The 17837-nt window shown below is 75.4% G+C and carries 8 protein-coding genes; 1 reads left to right on the top strand and 7 read right to left on the bottom strand.

Annotated features, from left to right (window positions below):
- Positions 1 to 201 precede the first annotated feature (201 nt).
- From QK440_RS38040 to QK440_RS38025, 4 genes are all read right to left on the bottom strand, one after another.
- A complete protein-coding gene (locus tag QK440_RS38040) occupies positions 202 to 1863 on the bottom strand; it encodes a hypothetical protein (RefSeq protein WP_282797843.1) in 1662 nt (553 codons plus the stop codon).
- A 373-nt stretch (positions 1864 to 2236) separates the two neighbouring features.
- On the bottom strand, positions 2237 to 3115 hold the full coding sequence (locus tag QK440_RS38035) for a MerR family transcriptional regulator (RefSeq protein WP_282797842.1): 879 nt from the start codon (positions 3113 to 3115) through the stop codon (positions 2237 to 2239).
- Between the two features lie 28 nt (positions 3116 to 3143).
- The gene (locus QK440_RS38030) at positions 3144 to 5078 is read right to left on the bottom strand and encodes a transglycosylase domain-containing protein (RefSeq protein WP_282797841.1); all 1935 of its coding nucleotides are present in this window, start codon (positions 5076 to 5078) and stop codon (positions 3144 to 3146) included.
- Positions 5079 to 5188: 110 nt separating this feature from the next.
- Entirely contained in the window at positions 5189 to 7171 is a 1983-nt protein-coding gene (locus tag QK440_RS38025) for a BTAD domain-containing putative transcriptional regulator (RefSeq protein ID WP_282797840.1), read from the bottom strand.
- Between the two features lie 197 nt (positions 7172 to 7368).
- On the opposite strand from QK440_RS38025, the gene QK440_RS38020 reads away from it, so the two are divergent.
- Complete coding sequence (locus tag QK440_RS38020) at positions 7369 to 7578, top strand: hypothetical protein (protein WP_282797839.1); 210 nt, start codon at positions 7369 to 7371, stop codon at positions 7576 to 7578.
- 180 nt (positions 7579 to 7758) lie between these two features.
- Here the strand turns inward: QK440_RS38020 and QK440_RS38015 are convergent, their stop codons facing one another.
- The 3 genes from QK440_RS38015 to QK440_RS38005 form a co-directional block, all read right to left on the bottom strand.
- Positions 7759 to 10857, bottom strand: coding sequence for a BTAD domain-containing putative transcriptional regulator (locus tag QK440_RS38015; protein ID WP_282797838.1), 3099 nt, complete (start codon positions 10855 to 10857; stop codon positions 7759 to 7761).
- Between the two features lie 189 nt (positions 10858 to 11046).
- The gene (locus tag QK440_RS38010) at positions 11047 to 17001 is read right to left on the bottom strand and encodes a non-ribosomal peptide synthetase (RefSeq protein ID WP_282797837.1); all 5955 of its coding nucleotides are present in this window, start codon (positions 16999 to 17001) and stop codon (positions 11047 to 11049) included.
- A 3-nt stretch (positions 17002 to 17004) separates the two neighbouring features.
- A partial coding sequence (locus QK440_RS38005; RefSeq protein ID WP_282797836.1) for a phosphopantetheine-binding protein occupies positions 17005 to 17837 on the bottom strand: 833 nt, incomplete at its 5' end.

Raw genomic sequence — 17837 nt, 5'->3', positions numbered from 1 at the left:
GTACCTGGCTCCTGCATCGCCGGGCGAGAGGCGACAGGTTCTGACGGACACCCTCCGCTGTCCGCGGGTACCGCCGTGGCCCCCCCCCCCCCCCCCCCCCCCCCCCCCCCCCCCCGGGCGGGGGGGGGGGGGCCCCCCCCCCCCCCCCCCCCCCACCCCTTCGTCGTGCGTACGGGGAGCGCGTCGCTGAGGGCGCGCCGGTCAGTCCTTGTCGCCCGGCGCGCAGCGCGGCTGCGGTCCGGAGGGGCCGGTGTAGTCGGAGCCGATGCGCACGTCGCCCGGCCGGGTGACCGTCAGGCGCGTGAAGTCGCCGTCCTTGCGCAGGCAGGCGCCCTCCGCCCAGAGCCACGGCGAGTAGGCGACGCGGACGATCACGGAGCCGGCCGTCGGCATGCGGACGGTCATGTTGGCGCCGTCGGCGGTGATCAGGGAGCCGGGCTTGTCGACCAGCGGCACCGGGTCCTTGACGCGGTATATCCGCCAGTTGTCGTCCTGCCACACCTGCTTCAGGTAGTCGGGCCCGCTGGTCACGAGGTTGTGCTCGCGCTCGGCGGCGCCGTCCGGGACGCTGTCGCCCTGGTAGAGCACGACGAAGCCGACGGCCCAGTGGTTCAGCCAGGCGCGGTAGGAGGCCGAGGTGAAGGCGCCCTCCTTGACCTCGGAGACCGGGCGGCCCTCGTAGAAGAGGCGGCCGCGCTCGACGTCGGCCTGGCGGTTCCAGCCGCGCGCCATGTTGATGTACGGGGACAGGACGGCGGCCTCGCGGTGGTCGCGGGCCGGGACGACCTCGACGCGGGTGCGGTCGGCGCCGAGGCGCTTGAGCTCCTTGACGACGCCGTCGGTCTCCACCGCCCAGGTGGGCACCTTCGTGTACGCGACTATGTCGGCGGTCGTCTTGATCGACACCCAGATCAGGGAGAGCACGACGGCGCTGACCAGGACGGCGTGCCGCCAGATCCGCGCGGGCCCGCCGGGGCCCTTGAGGAGCCGCACGCGCGGCAGGTCGCGGTGGAAGAGCCGGGCGCGCGGCAGGTCGCGGTTGAGCACCGCGGCGAGCACTATGGCCGGGGCGGCCAGCTCCGCGAGCCGCTCGACGTTGGTGCCGATCGGCGTGGGGATCATCCAGGTCAGCACGACGCCCACCGCGTACACGCCGGAGCCCAGCTTCAGCAGCCGCCAGGAGCTCGGCGCGGCCAGGATGACGACCAGGCAGAGCAGCACCGGCGGGAAGATCCGGACGAAGGCCATGGGCTGCTCGCCCTCGAAGGGGAACAGCCAGGTGGTCAGGCCGACCACGGCGAACGGCGGCAGGACGAGCGCGAGGGCCTTGGCCCACTGGCGCTGGAGCAGATAGGCGGCGCCCACCACGACGATGAAGAGCCCCGCGACCGGGCTGCCCATGGCGGCCAGCGCGGCCAGGGCCACGGTGGCCGCGATCCGGCCGCGGCCGACCTTGCCGGAGATCGCGTACACGGCGGCGACGCCGAAGGCCACGCCCAGCATGAAGGTGGCGCGCCCGCACACCACCTGGCACCACAGGGAGAAGCCCACGATGATCGAGGGCCACAGGGGTCTGCGTATGCCGGTGCGCATGATCAGCGCGACGGCCATCCACGTGGAGGCGAGGCCCGACAGCATCGCCACCGTGCGCACGCCGAGCGCGGCCATCAGGTACGGCGAGATCACGCTGTAGTTCGCCGTGTGCACGCCGCCGTACCAGAACAGGCCGTACGCCGAGCCCGGGTGCCGCCGGACGAAGCCGGCCCAGGCCTGCTGGGCGGCGAGGTCGCCGCCGCCCGTGGCGAACACCGTCCACCACAGCGCGTACAACGGCAGGAGACCCACCGTAATCATCAGTGGCATACGGTGACGCCAGTACCACGGCTCACGCATGTCACTGCCCCGGCTGGCTCGGGAGAGTGTCGGGGACGACAGTTCGGCAGAGGCCACGGGCGGCGATCCGTTCGGCTGGCGGGGTCAACTCCTTCGGAGAAGACGCTAACCGCTGCGGAATGGTTGGCAGACAGCGACCCCGAGCCCAGGTATCCGCCAGTATGCGACCGAACGCCCGCTGTCGCAGTACGAGCACGTCAGGGCCGGTCCGGGCAGGCCGGGCGGGGTGTCCGGGGCGCGGTGCCACGGTTCCCGGCCGTCGCGGATTGGCATATGCGAAGGTTTGCGGAGGGTGGTGCCCGGTGACCGGTGCCCGGTGACCGCCGGACGGCCGGGCGGGGGCTCAGCGCACCGGGAAGGCCACGTCGCACACCTCGTCCTCGGGCCCGGCACCGTCCCACTCGGCGAAGTACACCTCCCGGCACGGCCCGGCGGGCGTCAGGCCCTCCCGGGTGATCCACTCCTCCACGGCGTCGAACGCCGCCAGGATCTGCGGGTAGACGACCTGCGCCTTGGTGATCCGGACGTACGCCATCCGGTACGCCGGCTCCAGCCGGGCCGTGAGGCCCCGGGCCCGCCCGCGGGCCGCGACCCAGGCGCGGGCCGCGTCGAGGTCGGCGACCGGCACGCACGCCTCGGCGGGGCCGTCGCTCTCCTCGGTGACGTCGGAGTGGTAGATCACGAACGGCGGCCCGGTGATCCCGCCGCAGTCCGCGGCGGCCTCCTCCAGACGGCCCAGCGACGCGCCGATCCACGCGGGCAGCTCGTCGCTGATCAGGTGCCGCGTCTCGCCGATGACGGCGGTCTCCGGCACCTCGACGGTCCTGACCTCGAACGTTCCTGACATGGCCGGGCTCCTTCCGGACAGCCGGCCGCGGAGGTAGCCCACGAGGGTGCGCCGGGCGGCGTGCCGCTCCTCGACGTCCGCCCAGTAGCCGTCGAGCGCGGCCGCCGCCCGCTCGCCGTCGAGCCGGAGCACCGCCGCGATGTCCGCGAGCGGCATGCCGAGGCGGCGCAGCAGCACCACGGTGCGGGCCCGCTCGACCTGCGCGGGCAGGTAGTAGCGGTAGCCCGTCGCCGCGTCCACGTACGCGGGCGGGAGCAGGCCCTGCCGGTCGTAGAGCCGCAGCGCCTTCGCCGAGAGCCGGGTGCGGCGGGCGAAGGCGCCGATGGCGAGCAGGCCGGCGGGCCGGCGGGCGTCGTCCTCCGGGTGGTTCCTCACGTGGGCATCCTCCGCGACCGGATGCTGATCAGGGGACGGCCGGGGCGGTCGCCGCGGCCTTTTCGACCTTCGGCCCTGCCCCAGGGGCAAGGTCAACGCCGCGCAGCGCCTCGGTCCACACGCGCTCGGCCAGGGCGTTGCCGCGCCGGGAGCCCGCGCCGCCGACGCCGGAGAGCGGCTGGAGCAGCGGGTCGCCCGCGCGGGTGCGGAACAGCGTCACCGCTGTGGACACCTCGCGGGTGTACCCGGCGAACCACGCGGACCGCAGCCGGTCCTGGTCGGTGGTGCGGCCCGCCGCGACCGGCCGCCCGCGGCGGTCGGTGACCCGGCCCAGGCTGTCGGCGGCGGCCCCGCGCAGCGCGTCCTCGACCCGCCCGGCCACGCGGGAGTCCAGGGCGCGGCGGGTGGGCGGCGGCTCCAGGCCGCCGAGCTTCTGGCCGTCCTTGGTCACCGAGGTCACCGCGTACGGGTCGTGCTGGAGGCCGCCGCGGGCGAGCGTGCCGTACGCGCTCGCGAGCCGGATGGCGCTGGGCGTCGAGGTGCCGACGGCGAACTGGTCCTCCTCGGGGCCCATGCTGGCGGGCAGCATCCCGGTGTCGACGGCGACCTCCCGCATCCGCTCGAAGCCGACCTGCCTGCCCAGGTGCAGGTAGGTGGCGTGGCCGCCCCTGATCAGGGCCTCGCGCGGGGTCATCCCGGCCGGGCCCGCGCCGGTGTCGACGCCGTCCTGGAGGGCGGCGGCGAGGACGAACGGCTTGAACGCCGAGCCCGCCGGGACGCCCGAGGTGTCCGCGTTGTTGCTGAAGTGCCGGGTCGCGTCGGACCCGCCGTACAGGGCGAGCACGGCGCCGTCCCGGGTGCGCACGGAGGCGGCGCCGAGCTGCACGCCGCGGTCCTGCTCGCGCTGCTTCGGGTCGAGCCCCCGGCCGAGCACCCGCTTCGCCGACAGGGCGAGCTGCCGCACCCGCCGCTTGTCGAACGTGGTGTGGATCTTGTAGCCGCCGCGGGCGAGGTCCTTGTCGGTGAGGCCGGTGCGCTGGCGGACGTACTTGTTGGCGACGTCGACGAGGTACCCGGCCTGCCCGTCGTGGGCGTTCAGGCTGGTGGAGCGCGACTCCTTGTGCGGCTCGGGGAAGGTGCGGTACTTCGCCCGCTCGGCCCGGCTCATCCGGCCGATGGCGACCTGCCGGTCCAGGATCCACGCCCAGCGCGCCGTCGCCCGGCGGTGGTTGGCCGGGCCCGCCGAGGGGTCGTACTGCTCGGCGCCCTTCAGCAGGGCGGCGAGCAGGGCGCCCTGGCTGGGGTTCAGCTCGCGGGCGGGGATGCCGTAGTAGGCCTGCGCGGCGGCCTCGATGCCGTAGGCGCCGCGCCCGAACCAACTGCTGTTGAGGTAGCCCTGGAGGATCTCGTCCTTGCTCTTGCTCCGGTCCACCTTCAGCGCGATCACGAACTCCTTGACCTTGCGCGTGACGGTCTGGTCCTGCGACAGGTAGGTGTTCTTCACGTACTGCTGCGTGATGGTGGAGCCGCCCTGGGTGTCACCGCCGCTCGCCATGCTCGCCACCGCGCGCAGCAGGCCCTTGGGGGAGACGCCCGAGTCGCTGTAGAAGCTGTCGTTCTCGGCGGCGATGACGGCGTCGCGCACCGCCTGGGGCACCTCGTCGAGCGGGATGTTCTGCCGGTTCACGTCCCCGGTGGAGACGAGCTGCGTGCCGTCGGCCCAGTAGTAGACGTTGGCCTCCTGCTGGGCCGCGGCGTTCTCGTCGGGGATGTCCACGGTGGCGTACACGTAGGTGAACAGCCCGCCGATGGCGCCGCCGCACAGGCCGAAGGCGCTCAGCCACTGCCGCCAGGACGGCAGCCAGCGCCGCACCCCCCGCCGTCCGCGCCGCGGGTAGTCGACGAGCCGTCGGCGGCGACGGGTCCTGACAGCGTTCTCTGCGGTCTCTGCGTGCGTCCCCATGCCCGGACAGAGGCGGATCCCCCGGCCCCGGTTGGCCCCGGCGCTGTCAGCTCTTCGTAACAACGCGCAGGTCAGGGCCGGTTGGCCGGGAGCGCGGGGAATCGTCCGGGTCAGGTGCTCGCGTGCGGCAGGGACTCCGTGAACAGCAGCGCGAGCGGGTGGAAGCGGTAGCGGTCGCGCGCGGCGGCCGGCGGGGCGGGCTGCACCAGGCCGACGTCGACCAGGTGCTCGAGCACCCGTTCCGCCTGGGCCTCGGAGAGCCCCAGCGCGTCCGCCGCGTTGGCGGCCGAGAAGGGCTCCTCGCCCAGCATCGACAGCCAGGGCAGCACCTTCCGCGTCCCGGGGCGCACCTGCGGCAGGGAGCGGCGGAAGGACTCGCGGACGCTGAGGTCCCCGTAGCGCAGCTCGCGCAGCCGGTGCGCCGGGTCGGCCAGGCGCTCGGCGAACCGGGCCAGGGACCAGTGCGGGCGGCTCGCCAGCCGGGTGCCCGCGATGCGCAGGGCCAGCGGCAGCCCGGCGCAGCCCCACGCGACGGCCACGGCCGCCTCCGGCTCGGCGCGGACCCGGTCGCGGCCCGCGACCGCGCCCAGCAGGTCCAGGGCGTCGGCCTCGGACAGCGGTGCCACCGGCAGGGTGCGGGCCTCGGGCAGGCCCGCGAGCCGGGTGCGGCTGGTGATCAGGACGGCCGTGCCGGGGCCGCCGGGCAGCAGCGGGCCGAGCTGGGCGTCGCCGACGGCGTTGTCGAGGAGTACGAGGAGCCGGCGGTGGGCGGTGCGGGAGCGGTAGCGGCGGACCAGCTCCTCCAGGTCGTCCTCGGGGTGGGCGGCGGGCTCCGGTCCGTCCAGGGCGCGCAGCAGCCCGACGAGCACCTCCTGCGGGGACTTGGGCCGCCCGTCCGGGTGGCACAGCTCCGCGTGGAGCTGGCCGTCCGGGTAGAGCGCGGCGGCGCGGTGGGCGGCGCGGACGGCCAGCGCGGACTTGCCCACGCCGGCCATGCCGGTGAGCAGGACCCGCACCGGCTGCGGCGCGGCCTGCTCCGCCGTGCCGGGTGCGGCCGGGGTGAGCAGCGCGCGGAGCCGGTCCAGTTCGGCCCGGCGGCCGGTGAAGGCGAGGGTGTCCGGCGGCAGCAGGCACGGGGCGGGGTCCGCCGGGGCGGGCGCGGCGGCCGTGACCGTCGCCCGGGGGCGCGCGGCGGCGGGCGGCGGGATCTCGCCCCGGAGCATCGCCTGGTAGACGGAGCGCAGTTCGGGCCCGGGGTCCACGCCGAGCTGCTCGGCCAGTTCGCGGCAGCCCTCCTGGTAGACGCGCACGGCCTCCGCCTGGCGCGCGGACCGGTACAGGGCCGTGATGAGCTGGGCGCGGAGCTTCTCGCGCAGCGGAAACCGCGCGACCAGGCCCGCGAGTTCGGCGCTGATGCGGTCGTGCCGGCCGAGCGCCAGGTCGGCCTCGATGCGGCACTCCAGGGCGGTGGCCCGGTCCGTCTCCAACTGCGGGCGCACCGAGTCGAGCAGGTGCTCGGTGACGTTCTCCAGCGGCTCGCCCTGCCACAGGTCGAGCGCCTGGGTGAGGAGCGTGCCGGCCAGGGCGTAGTCCCCCTGCCGCAGCGCGCGCCGCCCCTCGCCGCTGAGCTCCTCGAACTCGAACACGTCCACGCGGCACGCGGGCGCGTTCAGCACATAGCCCGGGCCCTGCCGGGCGATGTCGACGCCGGGGCCGAGGCGCTTCCGCAGCCGCGAGATGTACGTGTAGATCTGCGAGTTGAGCGTGGACGGCGGGGTGTGGCCCCACAGCACGGCGCTCAGCCGGCTGTCGGAGACGGCCCGGCCGCGGGCGAGGAGCAGCGCCGCGAGCACCGTGTGGATCTTCGAGCCGGACAGGGGCACGGCGCAGCCCCCGTGGCTGACCCGCACCGGGCCGAGCAGGCGGAACTCCAGGCTCGGCGTGACGGCGGGCTCCGGGGCCCTCGCCGTGACGGCGGCCAGCGCGGTCCTGAGCCCCGGTGCCCCGATGACACCGGGCACCGCCCGGTGCAGCAGCGCGGCCTTGCCGGTCACCGCCGTCGTCTGAGGTCTTTCGTGCAGCCTGCTCGGCATGTCCCCCCCATTGGATATACGCGAGTGCCCGACGCTAACGACCTGGGCTTTCACGCCCTTGTCACGGTGATGTGGGGACGATGTGGGGTGGCGAAAGAGCGATGAAAGCGGTGGGAAATCGGGGAGACAGCCGGGCCCCGTAGGTTCCTTCATGATCGTCTCGGAGGGGGGCGGTCCGCCAGTGAGGAGACCTCGGCATGAACAAGCCTCGTACCATCCTGACCGTCCTTGTCGGTGCGGCCTGTGCGCATGTCCTGCTGCTCGGCGGGTCGGCGGGGGCCAAGGAAGCGCGCCTCGGCGACCTGCCCTGGACGGTGGCACCGGCGTCGGTGTCGGCGCAGGTGGGCGCGGACGCCGACGCGGCGCTGTCCGCGCCCCGGGCGCTCGGCGACCTGCCGTGGACCTAGGCGTACGGGAGCGGGGGCGGAAAGAACTGTCGTGAAGTCAGGCAAAGGGGGAGCTGCGCCGTGGGATCCGAAGGACCTGCCGTGGACTTAGGCGTACGTCCGTGGGGGCCCAAGGACCTGCCGTGGACGTAGGGGCGCGGCCCCCGGGCTGCGGCTCCCGGCCCGCCGGGCGGGCGGGTGTCAGCCGCTCGTGGTCTCCAGGGCCCGGGTGAGCGCGGCCGGGCGCGGCTCGCTCCCGTCGGCGGACAGCGCGCGCAGGAGCCGCTCGGTGCGCTGCTGCCAGGACGGCGCGGCGAGCCGGCCGAAGGACTCGTGGGCCCGGCGCAGCCGCTGCGCCGCCCGCCGGTCGCCCCGCAGGGCCTCGGCGCAGGCCAGGTCGGTCTCGATCCGCGCCTGGAGAAACGTATCTCCCAGGCCTTCGGACGCGGCGAGGGCCTCGGTGAGCGCGGCCTCCGCCTTGTAGGGGAGGTTCTGCCGCCACAGGGCCTCGCCCAGCGCGCGCAGGCCGTACACCTCGCCGAGCCGGTCGCCCTGGCGGCGGGTCAGCGCGATCACGTTCCGGCAGGCGTCCTCGGCCTGCTGCGGCACGCCGACGCACAGCAGTGCCTCGGCCAGGCGGTAGATGTTCTGCGCCTTGCCGCGCGGCGACCCGGCCTCGTCGCTGGCCTCGACGGCCTTGCGGCACAGCTCGATGCCGCGCTCGCTGTCGCCGCGCTCCAGCTCGATCTGGGCGAGCAGCCCCAGGGCATGGGCCCGGCCGGAGAGGTCGTCGGTGCGGGCGAAGGCCTCCAGGGCGTCGCCGCAGTGCCGGGCCGCCATGGCCAGGTCGCCGTGGAAGCGGGAGCACAGCGCGAGGTTGCGCAGCACCATGGCCAGGCCCTGCTGGTCGCCGACGCCGTCCAGGACCCGCAGGGCGTCGGTCAGCAGGGCCTGCGCCTCCGGGTAGCGGCGGCGGTAGATGGCGAGGGTGCCCAGCGAGCGCAGCATGGTGCCCTCGCCCAGGGCGTCGCCCGCCCGGCGGCTCGCGGCGAGCGCGCTGTCGGCGGTGCGCTGCCAGTCCTCGTGGTAGTTGCGCGTCTCGAAGAGCGGCACCGTGTACGCGGCCAGGCTCCAGGCGTGCTCCGCGCGGCCGGTCTGGGCGGCGTGCGTGACCAGGGCGACGAGCGTCTCGCGCTCCGCGTCGAACCACTCCAGCGGGTCGGCGAGCAGCCCGTGCAGCCACAGGTCGGCGGGGAGCGGCGCCTGGCGTCCCGCGGTGACCGCCCCCTTGCCGTACAGCTTCTCGTGCGCGGCCGCGGCGAGGCCCGCGGCGGCGGTGAAGACCCGGTCCAGGGCGGCCTCCCGGGCTGCCGCCGGGTCCTCGACGGCCGAGCGCTCCACCGCGTACAGCCGCAGCAGGTCCTGGAAGCGGTAGCGGGTGGGCCGCCCGGGGCGGACCGGGCAGACCTCCAGGAGCTGGGCCTCCACCAGCTGTTCGATCAGCTCCTCGGCCTCGTGCGGGCCGACGCCGAGCAGCGCCGCGCCGGTCCAGGCGGCGAAGTCCGGCGCGGTGAGCAGGCCGAGGAGGCGGTACAGCCGGGCGGCGGACGTGGGCAGTTCGCGGTAGCTCATCCAGAAGCTGGCCCGCACCCCGCCGTCGTTGGGGCTGAGCATGTCCAGGCGGCGGCGCCGGTCCTCCAGTTGCGTGACCAGGTGGCGCAGCGTCCAGTGCGGGCGGGTGGCGAGCCGGGTGGCCGCGATGCGCAGGGCCAGCGGCAGCCGGTCGCAGAGGTCGGCGAGCTGGGCGGCCTCGTCCGGTTCGGCCCGTACGCGCTCGGGCCCGACGGCGGCGGTGAGCATGTCGACGGCCTCGCTCCGCCCGAGGCCCTTGAGGTCGATGCGCAGGGCCGCGAACTCGGCGGTCAGCTCGTCGAGCGAGTCCCGTCCCGTGATCAGGACGCAGCAGTCGCCGAGGCCCGGCAGCAACGTCTTGACCTGCGCGTAGGAGCTGACGTCGTCCAGGACGACGAGGATGCGCTTGCCGTCGAGCATGCTGCGGTACAGCGCCGCGCACTCGGGCAGCGTGGCGGGGATGTGGGCGCTGGGCACGCCGAGCGCCCGCAGGCTCTGGTCGAGGACGGACGTGGGCGTCACGGGCTGGTCGTGCTCGTGGTAGCCGCGGACGTCGATGAAGAGCTGGCCGTCGGGGAACTGGTCGGCGACGCGGTTCGCCCAGTACACCGCCAGCGAGCTCTTGCCGACGCCGCCGCGCCCGGAGACGACCGCGATGCCGACCGTGCCCGGCTTGCGGCGCCCCGGCAGCAGGCCGTCCAGGGCCTCGATCTCGCGGGCGCGGGCGGTGAACGACGCGGGCGGCAGCGGGAGCTGGGCCGGGACGGCGCGGGCGGCCCACGCGGGCTCGGGCTCCAGCAAGCCGGTGGCGGCCAGGGTGGTGCCGGTGGCGTAGGCGGGGGCGGCGCCGCCCGGGGCCGCGCCGGACGCCGCCTGCGCGGGCACCTGACGGGCGGGCCCGGCCGTGTCCCGGCCCGCGGTGTCCTGGAGGATCCGGTTGTGCAGCTCCCGCAGCGCGGCGCCCGGCTCGATGCCGAGCTCCTCGGCGAGGGCGCGCCGCCCCTGCCGGTACACCTCCAGCGCCTCGGCCCGCTGGCCGGCGAGGTGGTGGGCGCGCATCAGCAGCAGCCGGGCCTCCTCCCGCAGCGGGTGCTCGGCGACGAACGCGGTGAGCCTGACCACCACCGCCCGGTGCTCGCCGAGGCGCAGCAGGACGGCCGCGTACTCCTCGTTGAGGCTCAGCCAGGACTCGGCGAGGCGGGCGGTCTCGTGGTCGATGCCGCCGCCCGACAGGCCGTCCAGGGCGGTGCCGCGCCACAGGGACAGGGCCCGCTCGAAGTGGCAGGCGGCCGCGGCCAGCCGCTCGTCGGCCGCCGCCCGGCGGGCCTCGGCGAGGGCGTCGGACAGTTCGCCGACGTCGACGCGGTGGCCGGAGGCGTCGAGGCGGTAGCCGGGGTGGACGGTGTGGATGAGGTCGGTGACGCCCGCCGTCTCACGGAAGGTCTTGCGCAGGGCGGCGACGCAGATGGCGATCTGGTTGCGGGCCGTGGCCGGTGGCTCGTCCGGCCACACCGCGGCGATGAGCGTGCTCACGGAGACCACGCGGTCGCGGTGGAGCAGCAGCATCACCAGGACCGCCCGTTGCCGCGCGCTGCCGATGGGTACGCGGTGCCCGTCCGCGTGCACCTCCAGCGGTCCGAGCAGGCCGAAGGACAGCGAGCACGACACGAAGACCTCCCCCCTGAGGCTCCCCTAGCCTCCAGATCTCGCCGTCATTCTGCGTGATCCGCGACGGCGAGTGCAAAGAAGCCGGGGAAACCCACAGCCAGGGTTCATCTTCTCGTGATCTCGGGTGGCCGAGTGTCACGTGCGGGAACCGGGCGGGGTCCCGGGCCGGGACCCCGCCCATGTGACTGCTCAGTAGCCTCCCCACTGCATGAGCAGCGTCGTTTTCTCCTCGCCGCCCAGCAAATCGACCTGGTGCACCCGGGCCGTCAGATCGTCGGCCAGGGCCCGGAAGGCCGAAACCGTACGGTCGAGGTAGTCCTCCACTGTGTTGCGAGAGCAAATATCCGGGCGGTAGCCGAGGCGTACGGTCAGGCCGCCGCCGGCCTCGGGCACCGCGACGAGCCGCAGCGGATAGTGCGTGGCGTCGTCGACGCCGATGCCGGTGAGCCGCGGGCCCCGCAGCCGCGCTGACAGTTCGTCAAGGTCGTAGGGGTAGTTCACGAGCATCGTGGTGGTGTCGAAGAGCTGGCCCGTGCCCGCGATCCGCTGCACCTGGGCCAGGCCGAGGTGCTGGTGGCCGAGCAGGCCCGTCTGCTCCTCCTGGACCCGGCACAGCGTCTCAAGGAGCGTGTCGTCGCTGTGCAGTCGCACGCGCACCGGAACGGTGTTGACGAAGAGCCCGACCATCCGGTCCGCGCCCGGCAGCTCCGGCGGACGGCCCGACACCGTGGTGCCGAAGACGACGTCGTCGCGCCCGGTCGCCCGGGCCAGGACCAGCGCCCAGGCCGTCTCCACCACGGTGTTCAGGGTCACGCCGTGGGAGCGCAGCGGCTCGGTGACGCGGCGCACCAGGTCCGCGTCCAGCTCGCGCACCACCTGCTCCTGGAGCCGCGCGGGCAGCTCCGCGGCCTCCGGCGCGATCAGCAGCGGCCCGGCGAGCCCGCGCAGGTGCTCCGCCCAGGCGGCCTCGGCGTCCCGGGCCCCGCGCCCGGCGAGCCACTCCAGGTGGGCCCGGTGCGGCACCGGCCGCGGCAGGCCCCGGCCGGCGGGGTCCGACCACAGGGCGAACAACTCCTCGACGAGCAGCGGCGTCGACCAGCCGTCCCAGGCGATGTGGTGCCCGGTCAGGATCAGGCGGTGGCGCCCGGGGCCGAAGCGGAGCAGCACGAGCCGCAGCAGCGGCGGCCGGGTCAGGTCGAAGCGGCGCACGCGCTCGTGCGCCGCGATCCGGTCGGCCTCCTTCAGCCGCGCGTCCTCGGCGAGGTGCGACAGGTCGCACTCGGAGAACGGCACCAGGACCTCGCGGTGGACGACCTGCACGGCCGGGCCCGAGTCCAGGTGGTGGTAGCCCGCGCGCAGCGCCGGGTGCCGGGCGACCAGGCGCTCGCTCGCGGTGAGCAGGGCGGCCGCGTCCAGGGCGCCCTCCAGGTCGAGGCGGACCTGCGTGGTGTAGACGTCGACGCCCGCGTCCCCGTCCTGGCCGGCTTCGGCGGCGTGGAAGAGGAAGCCCTCCTGGAGCGCCGTGACGGGCAGGATGTCCTCCGCCGCGGGCACCAGGGCCTCCACGTGCTCGATCTCCTCCTGGGACAGGGCGACGAGCGGCAGGTCGCCGGGGGTGCGCCCGCCCGCGCCGGGCTTCCCGGCCAGGGCGGCGAGGTCGCGCAGCGCGTCCGTCCACAGCGCGGCCAGCTCCGCCGCATCGGCGGGCGTGAGGACACCGGCCGGCGTGGTCCACACCGCGTGCAGCTCGGTGCCGCGCCCGGTGGGGCGGGCCTGGACGTTCACCTCCAGGGCGTGGCGGACCGCCATCGCGGGATCGGCGCCGTGCGGCAGGGCGTCGGTGGCCACCAGGCGCAGGCCGCCCGCGCTCTGCTCACCGACGCGGCCCAGGTAGTTGAAGAGGATCTGCGGCGCGGGCAGGGCCGCCAGGGCGTCGCGGGTCTCGGGGTCGAGCCGGCGCAGCGCCCCGAACCCGGCGGCGGGGGCCGCGCGGAGCTGCTCCTTGACCCGCTTGACGGCCCGCGCCGGGTCGGGCCCGGCCGCGGTCAGCCGCACCGGGTGCACGTCGGTGAACCAGCCGACCGTGCGCGCCAGGTCGTACGCGCCGTCCCGGCCGTGGCTCTCGACGTCCACGAGCACCGCGTCGTCCCCGGCCGCGGCCCCGGTGCGTTCCCGCCAGGCGGTGACGGCGCGGGCGAGCGCGGTGAGCAGCATGGCGTCGGGCCCGGCGTGGAACGCGGCGGCCACCGGCCCCAGCAGGTCGTCGGCGACCTCGGCGGGCACCACCACGCGCAGGTGCGAAGCGGTGGCCGCGGTGTCGCGGGCCGGGTCGAGCGGCCGGGCGCCGAGCAGCGGTTCGGCCGTGCCGAGCACCGCGGCCCAGTGGCCGGCGTGGTCCCGGTGGGCGCCCGCGCGGGCCCTGCGGTGGGCGTCGCGCGCCCAGGTGCGGTAGGACACCGGGACGGGCGCGAGGTCTGGGGCGGTTCCGGCGGCCCGGGCCCGCAGCGCCTCGGCCAGGTCGGGCAGCAGGGCGCGCCAGGACACCCCGTCGACCATCAGGTGGTGCACACAGAGCAGGAGCCGGTCCGGTGTTCCGTCGGGCGGGCCGGTGAGGCGGACGGCCTGGAGCGTCACGCCCCGGGCGGGGTCGAGCCGGTCGCGGGCCGCCTCGGCGACACCGGTGAGCGTGGTGTCCGGGTCGGCACCGGGGTCGAGCCGGACGCGGGTGAGCCAGGGGCCAGGGTCGACGGTCCCCGGTGCCGGGATGTCGTACGCGTGCCCGGCCTCGTCGTGGACGAGGCGGGCCCGCAGCAGGTCGTGCCGGTCGACGAGGTCCCGCAGCGCCGCCACGAGCACCTCGTCGCCCAACGGGCCGCTGTCCTGAGGAAGTTCGACGAGGACGGCCTGGTGGAACCCGGCGAAGGAGGTCCCGCCCTCGACCAGGGCCAGCGCCAGCGGGGTGAGCGGCGCCCGGCCGAGCCCCGCGCCGGGCGCCTCGACGGGCGTGCCGTCCGTGACGGGCGTGGTGTGGGGGGCGAGGGTTTCGGGGGTGCGGTGGGTAAAGACGTCGCGGGCGGTGAGGCTGAATCCGGCCTGGCGGGCGTGGGAGATGACACGGAGGGCGAGGATGCTGTCGCCGCCGAGGTCGAAGAAGTTGTCGGTGACGTCGACGTGATCCAGGCCGAGGGCGTGGGCGAAGGCGTGGACGAGGGCGGTCTCGGCGCCGGGGGCGGGGAGCCGTCCGGTGCCGGTGGTGGCGGGTTGGGCGGGTGCGGGCAGGGCACGCCGGTCGATCTTGCCGTTGGGGGTCAGGGGGAGGGCGTCGAGCCGGATGATCGTGGAGGGCACCATGAACTCCGGCAGCTGTGCGGCCAGTTGGGCGCGTACGGTCTCCGGGTCGGCGTCAGGGCCGGTGACGTAGGCGACGAGGCGTTTGGTGTCGCCGTGCTGGTGGACGACGGTGACGGCCTGGGTGACGCCGGTGCAGGCGGTCAGGGCGGTGTCGATGTCGCCGAGTTCGATGCGGAAGCCGCGGATCTTGACCTGGGCGTCGGTGCGGCCCTGGTAGTCGAGGGTGCCGTCGGGGCGCCAGCGGGCGAGGTCGCCGGTGCGGTACATGCGCGTGCCCGGGGCGGTGTACGGGCTGGCGGTGAAGCGCTCGGCGGTCAGGGCGGGGCGCCCCAGGTAGCCGCGGGCCAGGCCCGCTCCGGCGAGGTACAGCTCGCCGGTGACGCCGACGGGCACCGGGCGCAGCGCCGCGTCGAGCACGAACACCTGGCTGTTGGCGATGGGCGCGCCGATCGGCACGGACGCGGTGCCGTCCGCCGGGCGGCACTGCCAGGCCGTGATGTCCACGGACGCCTCGGTGGGCCCGTACAGGTTGTGCAGCTCCACGTCCGGCAGCGTCAGGAAGAACTGCCGCTGCGTCTCCGGGGAGAGCGCCTCGCCGCTGCACACCACCCGGCGCAGGCCGGTGCAGCGGGCCGCCGCGGGCTCGGCGAGGAACGCGGCCAGCATGGACGGCACGAAGTGCACGGTGGTGACACGCTCGCGCTGGATCAGACCGGCGAGGTAGGCGGGGTCGCGGTGGCCCTCGGGCCGGGCCACGACGAGCGTGGCGCCCTCCAGGAGCGGCCAGAAGAACTCCCACACGGACACGTCGAACCCGGCGGGCGTCTTCTGCAGCACGCGCTCGCCCGCGGTGAGCCGGTAGCGGTCCTGCATCCAGGCCAGGCGGTTGACGATGCCGCGGTGCGGCACGGCCACGCCCTTGGGGCGGCCCGTCGACCCCGACGTGAAGATGACGTACGCGGTGTCGGCGGGGGTCGCCGGGCGCCGCTCGCCGCCGGTGAGCCGCCCGTCCGCGTACGCCGACAGGTCCAGGGCGTCCAGGTGCAGCACGGGGCCGTCGGCGGGCAGCGCGGCGGCGGTCGCGGCCGTGGTGAGCGTGCACACCGGGCGGCCGTCCTCCAGGATCTGCTCGATGCGCGCCGCCGGGTAGTCCGGGTCCACGGGCAGGTACGCGGCGCCGGTCTTCAGGACCGCGTACAGCGCGACCACCAGGTCCAGGCTGCGGGGCACCGCCACCGCCACCAGGCGGTCCGGGCCCGCGCCCTCGGCGAGCAGCCGCCGGGCGAGGCGGTTCGCGCGCGCGTCGAGTTCGCGGTAGCTGAGCGCGGCGCCCTCGAAGACGACGGCGGTGGTGTCCGGCGTCCGGTCGACTCGCTCCTCGAAGCGGGCGATCAGCGTGGTTCCGGGCAGCGGGGCCGCCGTGTCGTTCCACGTGGCCAGGAGCTGCTCGCGCTCCTCGGGCCCGAGGACGTCGATGGTGCCGCTCGGGGTGCCGGGGCCGTCCGCGACGGCTTCGAGCACGCGGACGAGGCGCCGCAGCAGCACGCGGGCCTGCTCGGCGGTGACCACGTCCGGGCGGTGGCCGAGGCGCAGGTCGAGGCCGCCGCCGTCCAGGGTCGCGGCGAGGCGCAGCGGGTAGTGCGTGGAGTCCTCGACGCCGTACCCGTCCAGGCGCAGCCCGCTGCCGGCCAGGGGCGCGGCCAGCGCCTCGCGGTCGACGGGAAAGTTCTGGAACACCGTGGTGGTGTCGAACAGCGGGCCGCCGCCCGCGGCCCGCTGGATCTCGGGCAGCCCCAGGTGGTGGTGGTCGAGGAGCGCGGCCTGCTCGGCCTGGAGCCGGGTCAGCGCGGCCAGGGGCGGCTCCCGGTCGTCGACGCGGACCCGCACCGGGAGGGTGTTCAGGAGCATGCCGACCATGCGCTCGACGCCCGGGAGCTCCGGCGGGCGGCCCGAGACGGTGCCGCCGAGGACCACGTCGGTGCGGCCGGTGAGCCGGGACAGCAGCAGCGCCCACGCGTACTGGACCGTGGTGTTGAGGGTGACGCCGTGCGGGCGGCCGAGCGCGGCGAGGCGCTCCACCACCGCCGCCGGGACCTCGGCCCGCGCCTCCTCCTGGAGCACCGGCGGCAGGTCGGCGGCGCCCGGCGCGTACAGCGTCGGCTCGTCGAGCCCGGCCAGCGCCCGCGTCCACGCCGCCTCGGCGGCGTCGCGGTCCTGGGCGGCGCGCCAGGCGAGGAAGGAGCGGAAGGGCACGGCGGGCGGCAGCGCGGCGCCGTCCCCGGCGTACAGCGTGAACAGCTCGGTCAGCAGCACGGGCACGGACCAGCCGTCCCACAGGATGTGGTGCGCGGTGAGCACGAGCCGGTACCGGTCCGGGCCGAGGCGCAGCACCGCGAACCGCAGCAGCGGCGGCCGGCGCAGGTCGAAGCCGCGGGCGCGGTCGGCGGCGGCCAGCCGGGCGGCCTCGGCCTCGCGCTCGCCCTCGGGCCGGCCGGTGAGGTCGAACTCCTCGACCACCGGCGCGACCCGGGCGTGCACGAGCTGGACGGGGCGCTTCAGGCCCTCGTGCCGGAAGCCCGCCCGCAGCCCGCTGTGCCGGGCGAGCAGCGCCCCGGCCGCGGCGCGCAGGGCCGCGGTGTCCAGCGGGCCCCGGAGGTCGAGGCGGATCTGGGTCGCGTAGACGTCGGTGCCGTCGGGGCCGTCCTGCGTGGCCACCAGCAGGAACCCCTCCTGCAGCGGGGTCAGCGGCAGCAGGTCCTCGATGCCCTTGGGGAGCTTCCGGACGTTGGTCATCGTTCAGTTCCCTGCTTCCACGGGGGCCGCGTCCGGCCCTTCGGCGTCGAGGTCGGCTTCCATGGCGAACTCCGCGAGGTCGAGGTCGAGGTCCAGCTCGACCTCCAGCGCGGCGAACTCGTCGTCGTCCAGCTCGATCAGCGGTACGTCGAGCGGCACGGACTCGTCCGGGATGTGGGGGGTGGTGTGGGGGGCGAGGGTTTCGGGGGTGCGGTGGGTGAAGAGGTCGCGGGCGGTGAGGGTGAACCCGGCCTGGCGGGCGTGGGAGATGGCGCGCAGGGCGAGGATGCTGTCGCCGCCGAGGTCGAAGAAGTTGTCGGTGACGTCGACGTGGTCCAGGCCGAGGGCGTGGGCGAAGGCGTGGACGAGGGCGGTCTCCGCGCCGGGGGCGGGGGGCCGTCCGGTGCCGGTGGTGGCGGGTGGGACGGGCGCGGGCAGGGCGCGGCGGTCGACCTTGCCGTTGGGGGTGAGGGGGAAGGCGTCGAGGGGGACGACCAGGGACGGGATCATGAACTCGGGCAGGAGCGCGGCCAGTTCCCCGCGTACGACCTCGATGTCGACGCCGGCACCGGCGCCGGAGCCGCCGTCACCGGTGGCCCCGGTGACGTAGGCGACGAGGCGTTTGGTGTCGCCGTGCTGGTGGACGACGGTGACGGCCTGGGTGACGCCGGTGCAGGCGGTCAGGGCGGTGTCGATGTCCCCCAGCTCGATGCGGAAGCCGCGGATCTTGACCTGGGCGTCGGTGCGGCCCTGGTAGTCGAGGGTGCCGTCGGGGCGCCAGCGGGCGAGGTCGCCGGTGCGGTACATGCGCGTGCCCGGGGCGGTGTACGGGCTGG

The sequence above is a fragment of the Streptomyces sp. CC224B genome (assembly GCF_030010595.1).
GTDB classification, from domain to species: domain Bacteria; phylum Actinomycetota; class Actinomycetes; order Streptomycetales; family Streptomycetaceae; genus Streptomyces; species Streptomyces longispororuber.
The sequence above is the reverse complement of the archived record's forward strand: the minus strand, read 5'-3'. Positions and strand labels throughout refer to the sequence as shown.

What these genes read in the sequence shown, in the direction of transcription:
- QK440_RS38040 (WP_282797843.1), bottom strand. Translation starts at nt 1,863, where the DNA reads ATGCCACTGATGATTACGGTGGGTCTCCTGCCGTTGTACGCGCTGTGG.
- QK440_RS38030 (WP_282797841.1), bottom strand. Translation starts at nt 5,078, where the DNA reads ATGGGGACGCACGCAGAGACCGCAGAGAACGCTGTCAGGACCCGTCGC.
- QK440_RS38025 (WP_282797840.1), bottom strand. Translation starts at nt 7,171, where the DNA reads ATGCCGAGCAGGCTGCACGAAAGACCTCAGACGACGGCGGTGACCGGC.
- QK440_RS38020 (WP_282797839.1), top strand. Translation starts at nt 7,369, where the DNA reads ATGAACAAGCCTCGTACCATCCTGACCGTCCTTGTCGGTGCGGCCTGT.
- QK440_RS38010 (WP_282797837.1), bottom strand. Translation starts at nt 17,001, where the DNA reads ATGACCAACGTCCGGAAGCTCCCCAAGGGCATCGAGGACCTGCTGCCG.